Annotated in this window: 14 protein-coding genes; all 14 read left to right on the top strand. The window is 66.0% G+C overall.

Annotation, left to right across the window (positions count from 1 at the left end):
* The first annotated feature begins 267 nt into the window (after window positions 1-267).
* On the top strand, window positions 268-939 hold the full coding sequence (locus ACWPXK_RS00070) for an L-threonylcarbamoyladenylate synthase (RefSeq protein WP_454193966.1): 672 nt from the start codon (window positions 268-270) through the stop codon (window positions 937-939).
* Complete coding sequence (locus ACWPXK_RS00065) at window positions 936-2,093, top strand: glycosyltransferase family 4 protein (RefSeq protein WP_364337383.1); 1,158 nt, start codon at window positions 936-938, stop codon at window positions 2,091-2,093. Before ACWPXK_RS00070 ends, ACWPXK_RS00065 begins: the two co-directional genes overlap by 4 nt.
* Before the next feature lie 11 nt (window positions 2,094-2,104).
* Entirely contained in the window at window positions 2,105-2,548 is a 444-nt protein-coding gene (locus ACWPXK_RS00060) for a hypothetical protein (RefSeq protein ID WP_364337385.1), read from the top strand.
* A gap of 257 nt (window positions 2,549-2,805) precedes the next feature.
* Window positions 2,806-3,654, top strand: a complete 849-nt coding sequence (atpB, locus tag ACWPXK_RS00055; protein WP_454193965.1) for a F0F1 ATP synthase subunit A — start codon at window positions 2,806-2,808, stop codon at window positions 3,652-3,654.
* Window positions 3,655-3,732: 78 nt separating this feature from the next.
* Window positions 3,733-3,981, top strand: a complete 249-nt coding sequence (locus ACWPXK_RS00050) for an ATP synthase F0 subunit C (protein WP_454193964.1) — start codon at window positions 3,733-3,735, stop codon at window positions 3,979-3,981.
* 5 nt (window positions 3,982-3,986) lie between these two features.
* Window positions 3,987-4,547, top strand: coding sequence for a F0F1 ATP synthase subunit B (locus tag ACWPXK_RS00045; protein WP_454193963.1), 561 nt, complete (start codon window positions 3,987-3,989; stop codon window positions 4,545-4,547).
* 19 nt (window positions 4,548-4,566) lie between these two features.
* Window positions 4,567-5,376 carry a F0F1 ATP synthase subunit delta gene (locus ACWPXK_RS00040; protein ID WP_454193962.1) on the top strand — a complete coding sequence of 270 codons (810 nt, stop codon included), beginning with the start codon at window positions 4,567-4,569 and terminating at the stop codon, window positions 5,374-5,376.
* 55 nt (window positions 5,377-5,431) lie between these two features.
* Complete coding sequence (gene atpA, locus ACWPXK_RS00035; protein WP_454193961.1) at window positions 5,432-7,069, top strand: F0F1 ATP synthase subunit alpha; 1,638 nt, start codon at window positions 5,432-5,434, stop codon at window positions 7,067-7,069.
* 55 nt (window positions 7,070-7,124) lie between these two features.
* Window positions 7,125-8,096 carry a F0F1 ATP synthase subunit gamma gene (locus ACWPXK_RS00030; RefSeq protein WP_454193960.1) on the top strand — a complete coding sequence of 324 codons (972 nt, stop codon included), beginning with the start codon at window positions 7,125-7,127 and terminating at the stop codon, window positions 8,094-8,096.
* 48 nt (window positions 8,097-8,144) lie between these two features.
* On the top strand, window positions 8,145-9,593 hold the full coding sequence (gene atpD, locus ACWPXK_RS00025; RefSeq protein ID WP_454193959.1) for a F0F1 ATP synthase subunit beta: 1,449 nt from the start codon (window positions 8,145-8,147) through the stop codon (window positions 9,591-9,593).
* A gap of 9 nt (window positions 9,594-9,602) precedes the next feature.
* Complete coding sequence (locus ACWPXK_RS00020) at window positions 9,603-9,980, top strand: F0F1 ATP synthase subunit epsilon (RefSeq protein ID WP_454193958.1); 378 nt, start codon at window positions 9,603-9,605, stop codon at window positions 9,978-9,980.
* A gap of 259 nt (window positions 9,981-10,239) precedes the next feature.
* On the top strand, window positions 10,240-10,662 hold the full coding sequence (locus ACWPXK_RS00015; protein WP_040775004.1) for a DUF2550 domain-containing protein: 423 nt from the start codon (window positions 10,240-10,242) through the stop codon (window positions 10,660-10,662).
* A gap of 93 nt (window positions 10,663-10,755) precedes the next feature.
* Window positions 10,756-11,337 carry a cob(I)yrinic acid a,c-diamide adenosyltransferase gene (locus ACWPXK_RS00010; protein WP_454193957.1) on the top strand — a complete coding sequence of 194 codons (582 nt, stop codon included), beginning with the start codon at window positions 10,756-10,758 and terminating at the stop codon, window positions 11,335-11,337.
* Window positions 11,338-11,553: 216 nt separating this feature from the next.
* Window positions 11,554-12,813, top strand: a complete 1,260-nt coding sequence (gene murA, locus ACWPXK_RS00005) for a UDP-N-acetylglucosamine 1-carboxyvinyltransferase (RefSeq protein ID WP_454193956.1) — start codon at window positions 11,554-11,556, stop codon at window positions 12,811-12,813.
* Window positions 12,814-13,209 lie beyond the last annotated feature (396 nt).

The raw sequence follows: 13,209 nt of genomic DNA, 5'->3' as shown, positions 1-13,209 counted from the left end.
TAGAAGTGTGCGTTCAACACCGCGGTGTGCAGCTCAGGCGTGATTCGGACCTGGCAGCCGTCGAAGCGGCACAAACGCCGCTGAGAACGTGACAACTGATCTCGCGAGTACATGGGTAACTCGTCGGGCACGCCCAAAACTCGAGTGGCACCCGACGCAGGACCTGAACGCAAATCGCGCGTCACCCGACTGGTACGGCCTGAGGATTCGGAGAGGCGGGGGAGCCTGAATACGCGGAGAGGCGGTACAGCGTGACAGGATGGTCGGGTGAGTACCGTCTACGACTGCGCGGATCCCGACTCGCGTGCCGCCGGACTGTCCGCAGCCACCAGCGCCCTGAAATCCGGACGGCTGGTCGTGCTGCCCACCGACACCCTGTACGGCTTGGCCGCCGACGCGTTCGATTCCACCGCGGTGAGCTCGTTGCTCGCGGCCAAGCGCCGGGGCAGGGACATGCCGGTGCCGGTGCTCGTCGGATCCTGGCACACCATCGACGGCCTGGTGTTCTCGGTGCGGCCGCAAGCGCGCGAACTGATCCGGGCGTTCTGGCCCGGTGCCCTGAGTCTGGTTGTGCAGCAAGCGCCTTCGCTGGCCTGGGATCTCGGTGACACGCGCGGGACGGTGATGCTGCGGATGCCGCTGCACCCGGTCGCGCTCGAGTTGTTGCGTGAGGTCGGCCCGCTGGCGGTGTCCAGCGCCAACGTGTCCGGACAGCCACCGGCCAAGACCGCGGCCGAGGCCAAGGATCAGCTCGGCGAGCTGGTCGGCGTGTATCTCGACGGGGGTCCCGCCGAGCACGCCGTCGCCTCCACCATCGTCGACCTGACCGCCGACCAACCGCGCATCCTGCGCGCCGGCGCGGTGCCCGTCGCCGACATCGCCGAGGTGCTCGGCATGTCGCCGGAGGCGCTCGGTGGCGCCGCGCAGCGGCTCGGATGATGGGTTCGAGTGCTGTCGTTCCCCTGCGGGAGCTGCTCGTCGTGCTGCTCATCTCCGCGGTGGTGACCTTCCTGGCCACCGGCGGGGTGCGCGTGCTGGCGATCGGCTTCGGCGCGGTCGCCGTGCCGCGCGATCGGGACGTGCACGTCAAGCCGATTCCGCGGATGGGCGGCGTCGGCATGTACATCGGCGTGGTCACCGCGGTGCTGTTCGCGCACCAGCTGCCCGCGCTGCGGAGCGGATTCGACTACAAACCCAATATCCCGATCGCCGTGCTGGTGGCGAGCACGCTCATCGTCGCGGTCGGCATCGTCGACGACCGGTGGGGACTCGACGCGCTCACGAAGTTCGCCGGACAGGTGACGGCGGCGGGCGTGATGGCCGTCATGGGGCTGGGCTGGTACGTCATCTACAACCCGTTCAGCAACACCACGGTGGTGCTGGACGGGTTGCAAGGCGGCTTGGTCACGGTCGCGGTCACCGTCACCCTGGTCAACGCCATGAACTTCGTCGACGGTCTGGACGGTCTCGCCGCGGGCCTGGGCCTGATCGCCGCGCTGGCCGTTTTCGTGTTCTGCGTGGGGTTGATGAACGAGCAGGGCGGCTCGGTCGATACCTACCCGCCCGCGCTGCTCGCCGCCGCGCTGGCGGGCGGATGCCTCGGATTCCTGCCGCACAATTTCCAGCCCGCGCGCATATTCATGGGCGACTCCGGCTCGATGCTGATCGGATTGATGCTGGCGGCGGTGTCCACCGGTGCATCCGGTCGAATCCCGTTGCAGGGGTATGGGCCGCGCGACATCGTGGGTCTGCTTTCCCCGCTGTTGCTGGTCGGCGCGGTGATGTTCATTCCGGTGCTGGACCTGTTGCTCGCCATCGTGCGCCGGGTTCGCGCGGGCGTGAGTTTCTCGACGCCGGACAAAATGCACTTGCATCATCGCTTGCTGCAGATCGGTCATTCCCACCGGCGCGTGGTGCTGCTCATCTATTTGTGGGTCGGTGTGCTCGCGTTCGGTGCGGTGGGCACCTCGCTGATGGACCGCAGGCTGGTTGTCCTGATGATGGCGGGCGGGTTGGTTTTCGCGTTGGTGATCACCGCGATTCCGGGGCTGCGGCGTAGGGACCCGGCGGGGGACGGATCGGCGTCGGGGTAAAGTCGGCGGCTGTGATCGAACCTGTCCCCGGCCCCGACGCTCCGCTGCGGTCCGCTCTGCGCTACGGCCTGATCGGCTTGGGCGTGCTGGTGGTCCTCGCGGTCGGGCTGGGCGCCGCCGTCTCGGGAATGCCGGGCGTGTGGGGCGCGCTGCTGGGCGCCGCGATCGGCGGGGGCTTCATTCTCACCACCGCGGCCGTCGTGCTGTTCGGCGCGAAACTGCCGCCGACCACCGCCGGTCTGGTCATGCTGGTGAGCTGGGTGGGCAAGATGCTGGTGGCGTTGGTCGTCATAGCGATCCTCAACCAGTTCGATTTCTACGACCGGGTCGTCCTGTTCCTCACCGTCGTCGGAGCCTTGGTCATCGTGCTCGGCGCCGAGACGTACGGCGTTCTGCGCCAGAAGGTTCCGTACGTGACGACCACCGACACGGAAGCGTCTGATACCCGCGAGTAACAAAAAACGCACACCCCCTACATGCTGTCGTAGATCACTTGGTAAAGTGTTGGTAAGCAAGCGACCAAGTGAGGGGTCACCCGCTGGATCTCCCACATAGGCCGCTATGCTTACTGCCGTGCCGGGCTCCGAGGGGTGTTCCGGTTCTGCATGTCGACGATGTCGCCGACACACGTACAGACGCCGGGTGGAGTCCAAACCGCCGCACAGCTGCTGACGAACTTCGAGCCGACCTGAGTCGACCAAATTGATCGTCAATGTCCGATCGAACCGCGGGAATGACCGTACCCGCGGCCCGAACACGGGAGAGAACGCTGAGCGTCACCACTCTGGCGGCCGAGTTCCATGCGCCGTCGCTTACCGATTTCTTCCCTCCAGCTGTGCTGTTCGAGGGAACGCCGTTCGAACTCGATCGATTGATGCTGATCCGCCTGCTGATGTCGGCCGTTCTGGTCGGCGTGATGCTGCTGGCGTTCCGTTCGCCGAAGATCGTGCCGCGCGGTCTGCAGAATGTCGCCGAAATCGGCCTGGTCTTCGTCAAGGAGCAGATCTGCGAAGAGGTGCTGGGCAAGGAATCGGGACGCAGATTCTTCCCGTTGATCGCGACGATCTTCTTCACGGTCCTCTTTCTGAACTTCTCCGGCATCATTCCGGGGTTGAACATCTCGTCGAATGCTCGCATCGGCATGCCGCTGACGCTGGCCGTCATCGCGTACCTGGCGTTCAACTACGTCGGTATCAAGAAGTACGGATTCCTCACCTACATGCGCAGCAGCATCGTCGTTCCGAATGTTCCCCCCGCACTGCACGTGCTGCTGATTCCGATCGAGTTCGTCTCCACCTTCATCCTGCGTCCGTTCACGCTGACCGTCCGACTCATGGCCAACATGCTGGCCGGTCACATCATGTTGGTGCTGTTCTTCAGCGCCACCTGGTTCTTCCTGTTCGACGCCACCGCATGGATGAAGGTGTTCTCGCCGTTCTCGCTGATCGCGGGACTCGGATTCACGCTGTTCGAGATGTTGGTCATCTTCCTGCAGGCCTATGTGTTTGCGCTGCTGACCGCCGTTTACATCGGGCTCGCGCAGCACGCGGCCGATCACTGACCCGACCGACACAACTACCGGAAACCTGCTACACCACGCCGACCGGCGGGTGAGCAACAGAAAGGGAATGGAAGACTCATGAGCCTCGCTTACCTGGCCCAGGAAGCCGCGACGACCGAGAGCACCTTCAAGGGTTTCGGTGCCATCGGCTACGGTCTCGCCGCGATCGGCCCCGGCATCGGCGTCGGCATCGTCGTCGGCAAGGCCATCGAGGGCATCGCGCGCCAGCCTGAGCTGCAGGGCACCATCCGCACCAACATGTTCCTCGGTATCGCGTTCACCGAGGCGCTCGCCCTCATCGGTCTCGTCGCCGGCTTCATTTTCTGATTCCGATGTACGAGTCAGTTTTGCTCGCGGCGGCGGAGGGAGAGGAAGTGAATCCTCTCGTCCCCGAAACGTACGACATCGTCTGGTCGATCGTCTGCGTCATCATCATCGCGGCCCTGTTCTACAAGTACGTGGTTCCGCGCCTGATGAAGACGCTCGATGAGCGTTCGGACAAGATCGAAGGCGGCATCGCTCGCGCGGAAGCCGCGCAGGAGGAAGCTCAGCTCACCCTGCAGCAGTACCAGCAGCAGCTGGCCGATGCCCGGCTCGAGGCCGCCCGCATCCGGGAGGACGCGCGCACCCAGGGCCAGGAAATCCTCGCCCAGATGCGTGCAGAGGCCCAGGCCGAAAGCGACCGCATCGTCGCGGCAGGCCACACCCAGCTGGAAGCCCAGCGCCAGCAGATCCTCACCGAGCTCCGCTCCGAAGTCGGCCGCACGGCCGTCGACCTGGCCGAGAAGATCATCGGTCAGTCGGTGTCGGACGAGGCCAAGCAGGCGGCGTCGATCGAGCGGTTCCTCGACGAGCTCGACGAGTCGGACGCTGGCATCGGGGTCGGAAGGTAACGACGCGAAAGTGAGAAGCATGTACGCAGCGAGCCGCGAGGCAAGCGCCCGGTCCCGGGAGGCGCTTCGGGCCGCTCTGACCGGAAGCGATACGGCTGCGGCCACGACGGGTTCGGAACTGTTCGCCGTTGTCGCCGTGCTGGACGACCAGCGTTCGCTGCGTGTGGCGCTCGCGGACGTGTCGGTGCCGGGTTCCGTGCGCGCGGAACTCTGCGAGCGGGTCTTCGGCGGCAAGGTCAGCGCTGCCACGCTGGCGGTGCTGACCACCGCGGTGGCCCAGAACTGGTCGCGCACCTCGAACCTGGTCGACACCCTGGTACTGCTCGGCCAAGAGGCGTTGCTGGAGTCGGCGGCGCAGCGCGGCCGGCTCGACGCGGTCGAGGACGAGCTGTTCCGGCTCGGCCGGATCATCGCCGACAACCCCGAGCTGGAGCAGGCTCTGTCGGATCGGGCGAAGCCGGCTTCGGCCAAGCGCGAGTTGGTCGCCCGCCTGCTCGCGGACAAGACCGAGCCGATCACCCTGACCCTGGCGGAGCAGGTGGTGGCCAGGCAGCGGACGAGCATCGGCGCGGCCTTCGACGAGCTGTCCGACTTGGCAGCGGGTCGCCGTGAGCAGATCGTCGCGCACGTGCGCGCCGCGATCGCGCTCACCGAGCAGCAGAGTGACCGGCTGGCCGGCTCGCTGGGCCGCATCTACGGCAAGGCGATCACGGTGCACGTCCAGGTCGACCCGAGTTTGCTGAGCGGGCTCGTCGTGCGCGTCGGTGACGACGTGATCGACGGCAGCGCCCTCGGCCGACTGGAAAAGCTGCGCCGGGCCCTGACCTAGCGCGCTCACCACCACCCCCGACATTCCAGACCCAGACAGCGAGAGCAGGAAGAACATGGCGGAGCTGACGATCTCCTCCGACGAGATCCGTAGCGCGATCGAGAGCTACACCCAGAGCTACACCCCCGAGACCTCCATCGAAGAAGTCGGCGTGGTCACCGACGCCAGCGACGGCATCGCGCACGTCAGCGGCCTGCCTTCGGCGATGGCCAACGAGCTGCTCGAGTTCCCCGGTGGCGTGCTCGGCGTGGCGCTCAACCTCGAGGACCGTGAGATCGGTGCGGTCATCCTCGGCGAGTTCGCCGAAATCCAGGAAGGTCACGAGGTCCGCCGGACCGGTGACGTGCTCTCGGTTCCGGTCGGCGACAAGTTCCTCGGCCGCGTGGTGAACCCGCTCGGTCAGCCGATCGACGGTCTCGGCGAGATCGAGTCCGAGGAGCAGCGCGTGCTGGAGCTGCAGGCCGCGACCGTGCTGCAGCGCCAGCCGGTCGAGGAGCCGCTGGCCACCGGCATCACCGCCATCGACGCGCTGACCGCGATCGGCCGTGGCCAGCGCCAGCTGATCATCGGCGACCGCAAGACCGGCAAGACCGCGGTCTGCATCGACGCGATCCTCGCGCAGAAGGCCAACTGGGAGACCGGCGACCCCAAGAAGCAGGTGCGCTGCATCTACGTCGCGATCGGCCAGAAGGGTTCGACCATCGCGGGCGTCAAGACCGCGCTGGAGCAGCACGGCGCGCTGGAGTACACCACCATCGTCGCGGCCCCGGCCTCCGACTCCGCCGGCTTCAAGTGGCTGGCGCCCTACACCGGTTCGGCCATCGGCCAGCACTGGATGTACCAGGGCAAGCACGTGCTGATCGTGTTCGACGACCTGACCAAGCAGGCCGAGGCCTACCGCGCCATCTCGCTGCTGCTGCGTCGCCCGCCGGGCCGCGAGGCGTACCCCGGTGACGTCTTCTACCTGCACTCCCGTCTGCTGGAGCGTTGCGCCAAGCTGTCCGACGAGATGGGCGCAGGCTCGATGACCGGTCTGCCGATCATCGAGACCAAGGCCAACGACATCTCGGCGTTCATTCCGACCAACGTCATCTCCATCACCGACGGCCAGGTCTTCCTCGAGTCCGACCTGTTCAACAAGGGTGTCCGCCCGGCGATCAACGTCGGTACCTCGGTCTCCCGCGTCGGTGGCGCCGCCCAGACCAAGGGCATGAAGAAGGTCGCCGGTTCGCTGCGTCTGGAAATGGCGCAGTACCGCGAGCTGGAGGCGTTCTCCGCCTTCGCCTCCGACCTCGACGCCGCGTCGCTGGCGCAGCTCGAGCGCGGTGCCCGCTGGGTCGAGCTGCTCAAGCAGGACCAGTACTCGCCGGTGTCGGTCGAAGACCAGATCGTTTCGATCTACCTGGTCGACGGCGGCTACTACGACTCGGTTCCGGTCGCCGACATCCGCCGCTTCAACGTGGAGCTGCTGGAGGATCTGCACCGCACCGCCGCGGATGCCTTCAAGGCCATCGCGGGCGGCAAGGTGCTCGATGGCGACGCGGCCGAGGCGATCAAGGCGGCCACCGACAAGTTCAAGCAGGGCTTCCTCGCCTCCGACGGCAGCCGTGTGGTGAACGAGGCCGAAGCGGGCGAGCTCGACCATGAAGAGGTCGAGTCCCTGTCGGTGACGCGCAAGCACGTCGAGAAGTAATCGAGCCTGCCATGCGCTATTCGATTCGTGCGAATGAAGGGAGTGTGAACCGCTGATGGCAAGCTTGCGTGAATTGCGCTCCCGCATTCGTGGTGTGAATTCGATCAAGAAGATCACCAAGGCTCAAGAGCTGATCGCGACCTCGCGCATCTCCAAGGCCCAGGCCAGGGTCGCGGCCGCGAAGCCGTATGCCGAGGAGATCACCAAGGTCCTCAGCGAGCTGGCGAGCGCGTCGAAGAACCTGTCGCACCCGCTGCTGACCGAGCGCCCCAACCCGCGTCGTGCGGCGGTGCTGGTGATCACCAGTGACAGCGGTATGTGTGGTGGCTACAACTCGAACGTGCTCAAGCGCGCCGAAGAGCTGATGACCACCCTGCGCGACGAGGGCAAGGAGCCGGTGCTCTACGTCATGGGCAACAAGGGCCTGACGTACTACACCTTCCGCAACCGTCCGTTCGTCTCCGCCTGGACCGGGTTCTCGCAGCAGCCGAAGTACACCGATGCCTCGGCCGCCTGCCACCATCTGGTGGATGCGTTCATGGCCGGGTCCGACGGCGAGGTTCCGCACCCGCACGGGACGGGCGACATCGCCGGTGTGGATGAACTGCACATCGTCTACACCCGCTTCGTGTCGATGCTGACACAGACCCCGGAGGTGCGCAGGCTTGCGCCCATCCAGGTGAGCTTCGTCGACGAGAACTTCGACCTGGGCGAGGACATCGTGTCGGATTCGCCGACCGCGGAAGTCCACGCCCAGTACGAATTCGAGCCCGACGCCGATGTGCTGCTGGCGGCGCTGCTGCCGAAGTACATCAATACGCGTATCTACGCGTCGTTGCTCGAGGCAGCGGCATCCGAGTCCGCGGCTCGGCGCACCGCAATGAAGGCCGCCACCGACAACGCCAACGAACTCGCGAGTGTGCTTCAGCGCGAGGCGAACTCGGTCCGTCAGGCCCAGATCACGCAGGAAATCAGCGAAATCGTCGGCGGCGTGAACGCGCTGGCGGCGAGCTCGGACCGCGACTAAGCGCCGCGGCCCGAGGGCCGCCCATCGACACGGAGAGAACCAACACCAATGACCGCAGCTGTCACTCGAGAAGACACGAGCCGGACCGGCGCCGCCACGGGCCGCGTCGTCCGGGTCATCGGCCCCGTCGTGGACGTCGAATTCCCCCGCGGAGCCATCCCCGAACTGTTCAACGCCCTGCACGCCGAGATCGCCCTGACCTCGGTGGCCAAGACCCTGACCCTCGAGGTCGCCCAGCACCTCGGCGACAACATCGTGCGCACCATCTCGATGCAGCCGACCGACGGCCTGGTCCGCGGCGCCACCGTCACCGACACCGGCAAGCCGATCTCGGTGCCAGTCGGCGACGTGGTCAAGGGCCACGTCTTCAACGCGCTCGGCGACTGCCTGGACGCGCCCGGAACCGGCCGTGACGGCGAGCAGTGGGGCATCCACCGCAAGCCGCCGTCGTTCGACCAGCTCGAGGGCAAGACCGAGATCCTGGAGACGGGTATCAAGGTCATCGACCTGCTCACCCCGTACGTGAAGGGTGGCAAGATCGGTCTGTTCGGTGGCGCCGGCGTCGGCAAGACCGTTCTGATCCAGGAGATGATCACCCGTATCGCGCGGGAGTTCTCCGGTACCTCCGTGTTCGCCGGCGTCGGCGAGCGCACCCGTGAGGGCACCGACCTCCGCCTGGAGATGGAAGAGATGGGCGTCCTCCAGGACACCGCCCTCGTCTTCGGCCAGATGGACGAGCCGCCGGGCACCCGTATGCGCGTCGCCCTCTCGGCCCTGACCATGGCCGAGTACTTCCGCGACGTGCAGCACCAGGACGTGCTGCTGTTCATCGACAACATCTTCCGGTTCACCCAGGCCGGTTCCGAGGTCTCCACCCTGCTCGGCCGCATGCCTTCGGCCGTCGGCTACCAGCCGACCCTGGCCGACGAGATGGGTGAGCTGCAGGAGCGCATCACCTCGACCCGCGGTCGGTCCATCACCTCGCTGCAGGCCATCTACGTGCCTGCCGACGACTACACCGACCCGGCGCCGGCCACCACCTTCGCCCACTTGGACGCGACGACCGAGCTCTCCCGCCCGATCTCGCAGAAGGGCATCTACCCCGCCGTCGACCCGCTGACCTCGACCTCCCGCATCCTGGAGGCCTCGATCGTCGGTGACCGGCACTTCGCGGTGGCCAACGAGGTGAAGCGGATCCTGCAGAAGTACAAGGAGTTGCAGGACATCATCGCCATCCTCGGTATGGACGAGCTCTCCGAAGAGGACAAGGTCCTCGTCGGCCGCGCCCGTCGTCTGGAGAAGTTCCTGGGCCAGAACTTCATCGTGGCCGAGAAGTTCACCGGCCAGGTGGGTTCGGTCGTGCCGCTGGAGCAGACCATCGACGACTTCGACCGGGTCTGCAAGGGCGAGTTCGACCACTTCCCGGAGCAGGCGTTCAACAGCTGCGGTGGTCTCGACGACGTCGAGGCGGCCGCGAAGAAGATCGCCGGAAAGTAGTAGTCACCAATGGCGGAAATGTCAGTCGATCTCGTCGCGGTCGAACGGCTGCTCTGGTCCGGCCAGGCGTCGTTCGTCAGCGCGCAGACCACCGAGGGCCAGATCGGCATCATGCCGGGGCACGAGCCGCTGCTCGGCCAGCTGGTCGAAGGCGGCACCGTGAACATCGTGTCCAGCGAGGGTGAGCGCATCGTCGCCGCCGTGCACGGTGGCTTCTTCTCGGTGACCGCGAACTCGGTTCGGGTACTGGCCGAATCGGCGGAGTTCGCCGACGAGGTGGATGTCGAGGCGGCCCGCCGGGTCCTGGCCGACTCGGAGGCCAGCGAAGAGCAGCAGAAGGCGGCTCAGGCCCGGGTGCGCGCGGTCGAGCAGACCTCGAACGCGTAGCAACAACCTGTCATCGAGGAACGACGGCTGTCGGCGGTGAAGACACTCTTCACCGCCGACAGCGTCTTTTGCAGGCGAGTCGGACACGGCCGGGCCATTTGTAAACTCAGGGCCGTGGTTGAATGACCGCACGCGGTGTGAGCATCAGGCTCGGAGGCGAAAGCCTGCGTAACCAACGAAGCCTGCGAACACCGCCAATCAAATACCGTGTCGACGACACGGCGGCGGAGCGAAGGGACGAACGGCATTGCAAACCGGGATGGTTCTGCTGATCATTCTGGTGCTCATGCTCGTGTTCCTCGCGCTGGCCTCGACCTATCGCCTGATCATGTTGCGTCGCGGCGGAACTGCCGCGATTCTGCGCGTTCTCCCTGCCCGCGGTGGTCAGGGCTGGCGGCACGGATTGATCCGGTACGACGAGGACCGGCTCGTCTTCTTCAAGCTGACCAGCCTCAAACTGGGCCCGGATTCCACGATTCGGCGCCAAGGCATCGAGATCGGTGATCGCCGCGGCCCGCGCGGTGACGAATACGACATCATGACCGACGACATCGCCGTGATCGCGGTGTCGGACCGGACCGGCGGCTTCGAGTTGGCACTCGACCGCGACTCGTTGACCGCCTTTCTTTCCTGGGTGGAGTCCCGCCCTTCGGACCGCACTCGGCGGATGCCAGGCCTGTAGACCGAAACAGATGAGCGGCTGCCCAAGGCCTTCGCTGGACCTGACCGCGGGCTGGGGCGGACTTCGCCTGGCTGCGCCCATTAGGGTTGTGCTGTGAGTGTGCACTTGACGCGGATCTATACCCGGACCGGCGATGACGGGACCACGGGACTGAGCGACTTTTCCCGGGTCGCCAAAAACGACCCGCGCCTGGTCGCGTACGCCGACTGCGACGAGACGAACGCCGCCATCGGCGTGGCGATCGCACTCGGGCAGCCGGAGAAGACGATGCTGGCGGTGCTGCGGCACGTGCAGAACGATCTGTTCGACGCCGGCGCCGACCTCTCCACACCCGTGGTCGCGGAGCCGAAGTACCCGCCGCTGCGCGTCACCCAGCCCTACGTCGACCGGCTCGAAGCGTGGTGCGATGAGTTCAATGCCGAACTGCCCGCTCTGAACTCGTTCATCCTGCCCGGTGGTACGCCGCTGGCGGCCCTGCTGCACACCGCCCGCACCGTTGCCCGCCGCGCGGAACGCTCCGCGTGGGCCGCGATCGAGGCGTATCCGGAGGACACCAACGTCCTGCCCGCCAAGTACCTCAATCGGCTCTCGGACCTGCTGTTCATCCTGAGCCGGGTGGCCAATCCCGGCGGCGATATCCTGTGGAAGCCCGGCGGGGACCTGCCGAGCGACTGATCGCGTCGGCGAGAACATGCGAGTACGCGAGTAACCACCGGGTATGCCGGGACCACGACGCCGACCACGCCGTCGGCCGCGCAAACCCAGCTCGCGGCACTCACTCGTACGGCAAAGATGGCCAGAGGCGAAGGGGAGTCGCGGAGAGGCGGCACCGTAGTGGGCCGCCGCAACTATCCTTGCACCAACAGTGCGCCGAATACGCGGAGAGGCGGCATGGAACGGTTTCTGGTTACCGGCGGAAACAGACTCGTCGGTGAGGTCACGGTGGGGGGCGCCAAGAACAGCGTCCTCAAGCTGATGGCCGCTGCGTTGCTGGCCGAGGGCACCACCACGATCTCGAACTGCCCGGACATCCTCGATGTGCCGCTGATGGCCGATGTACTGCGCGGCCTCGGCTGTGACGTGACCATCGACGGCGGGGTGGTCACGATCACCACGCCCGCCGAGCCGAAGTACCACGCGGACTTCCCCGCGGTCACCCAGTTCCGTGCGTCGGTGTGTGTGCTCGGTCCGCTGATGGCTCGGTGCAAGCGTGCGGTCGTCGCGCTGCCCGGTGGTGACGCGATCGGCTCGCGTCCGCTCGATATGCATCAAGCCGGTCTGCGTCTGCTCGGCGCGACCAGCGAGATCGAGCACGGCTGCGTGGTGGCGAGAGCGGACGAGTTGCAAGGCGCCCGGATCCGTCTGGACTTCCCTTCCGTCGGCGCGACCGAGAACATCCTCATGGCGGCAGTGCTCGCCGAGGGGGAGACGGTGATCGACAACGCCGCGCGCGAGCCGGACATCGTCGACCTGTGCAACATGCTCGTCCGGATGGGCGCGCGGATCAGCGGGGCGGGCACCTCGGTGCTCACCATCCAGGGCGTCGAGCGGCTCTCGCCCACCACACACCGCGTCATCGGTGACCGCATCGTGGCCGCGACCTGGGGGATCGCCGCCGCGATGACCCTGGGGGACATCCGCGTCACCGGAGTGAACCCCAAGCACCTGTCCCTGGTGCTGGACAAGTTGCGTTCCGCGGGTGCGCGGATCTCGTTCGAGCAGGACGGCTTCCGTGTGGTGCAGGCCGAGCGCCCGCGCGCGGTGAACTTCTCGACCCTGCCGTTCCCCGGCTTCCCGACCGACCTGCAGCCGATGGCCATCGGGCTCGCGTCCATCGCCGACGGGACCTCGATGATCACCGAGAACATCTTCGAAGCGCGGTTCCGTTTCGTGGAGGAGATGATCCGGCTCGGTGCCGACGCCCGCACCGACGGGCACCACGCCGTAGTGCGCGGTATTCCGAGGTTGTCGAGTGCCCCCGTGTGGTCGTCCGATATTCGAGCGGGTGCCGGATTGGTCCTCGCCGGCTTGGTCGCCGATGGGACCACCGAAGTGCACGACGTCTTCCACATCGATCGCGGTTATCCGAATTTCGTCGAGCAGTTGCAGGCACTGGGGGGCGATGTAGTGCGCGTCGGCGCCGCGGATTGAACGTTTCCGCGAAAACGCTTCCTGACCAGGGGATTTGACATCGTGCACGCAGACACGTAACTTTGTCCAAGTCAGAGCGACACGGACACCGACCCGGAGCCGAGGAGCTGAGCGGAAACGCTGAGCGAGAGGCGAGGGAAACGAGGTAGGACGAGGAGCGCCTGGCGATCACACTAGCTCGAACGAGAACCTTGTTTGCAACTGGGTTCGAGGCTGAGCTAAGCTGGAAAAGTTGCTTCACCGATCAAACGGCTCAAACCGGGCGATGGTGTGTGCGTGTGTTCTTTGAGAACTCAATAGTGTGTCGATGAATGTCAGTGCCAATTATTTTTGGTTCCGGCTCTTCACCCCCCGTGTGGAGGGTCGGGTATTTAAGTCAGCTATTTTTCCGGCTGG

The sequence above is a fragment of the Nocardia sp. Marseille-Q1738 genome (assembly GCF_965283145.1).
Note: the sequence above shows the minus strand (reverse complement) of the source record. Positions and strands in the feature narration are given on the sequence as shown.

Excerpts from the sequence above, each read along its gene's own strand:
- ACWPXK_RS00065 (WP_364337383.1), top strand. The coding sequence starts at position 936 with ATGATGGGTTCGAGTGCTGTCGTTCCCCTGCGGGAGCTGCTCGTCGTG.
- atpB (WP_454193965.1), top strand. The coding sequence starts at position 2,806 with ATGTCCGATCGAACCGCGGGAATGACCGTACCCGCGGCCCGAACACGG.
- ACWPXK_RS00050 (WP_454193964.1), top strand. The coding sequence starts at position 3,733 with ATGAGCCTCGCTTACCTGGCCCAGGAAGCCGCGACGACCGAGAGCACC.
- ACWPXK_RS00045 (WP_454193963.1), top strand. The coding sequence starts at position 3,987 with ATGTACGAGTCAGTTTTGCTCGCGGCGGCGGAGGGAGAGGAAGTGAAT.
- ACWPXK_RS00040 (WP_454193962.1), top strand. The coding sequence starts at position 4,567 with ATGTACGCAGCGAGCCGCGAGGCAAGCGCCCGGTCCCGGGAGGCGCTT.
- atpA (WP_454193961.1), top strand. The coding sequence starts at position 5,432 with ATGGCGGAGCTGACGATCTCCTCCGACGAGATCCGTAGCGCGATCGAG.
- ACWPXK_RS00030 (WP_454193960.1), top strand. The coding sequence starts at position 7,125 with ATGGCAAGCTTGCGTGAATTGCGCTCCCGCATTCGTGGTGTGAATTCG.
- atpD (WP_454193959.1), top strand. The coding sequence starts at position 8,145 with ATGACCGCAGCTGTCACTCGAGAAGACACGAGCCGGACCGGCGCCGCC.
- ACWPXK_RS00020 (WP_454193958.1), top strand. The coding sequence starts at position 9,603 with ATGGCGGAAATGTCAGTCGATCTCGTCGCGGTCGAACGGCTGCTCTGG.
- ACWPXK_RS00015 (WP_040775004.1), top strand. The coding sequence starts at position 10,240 with ATGGTTCTGCTGATCATTCTGGTGCTCATGCTCGTGTTCCTCGCGCTG.
- murA (WP_454193956.1), top strand. The coding sequence starts at position 11,554 with ATGGAACGGTTTCTGGTTACCGGCGGAAACAGACTCGTCGGTGAGGTC.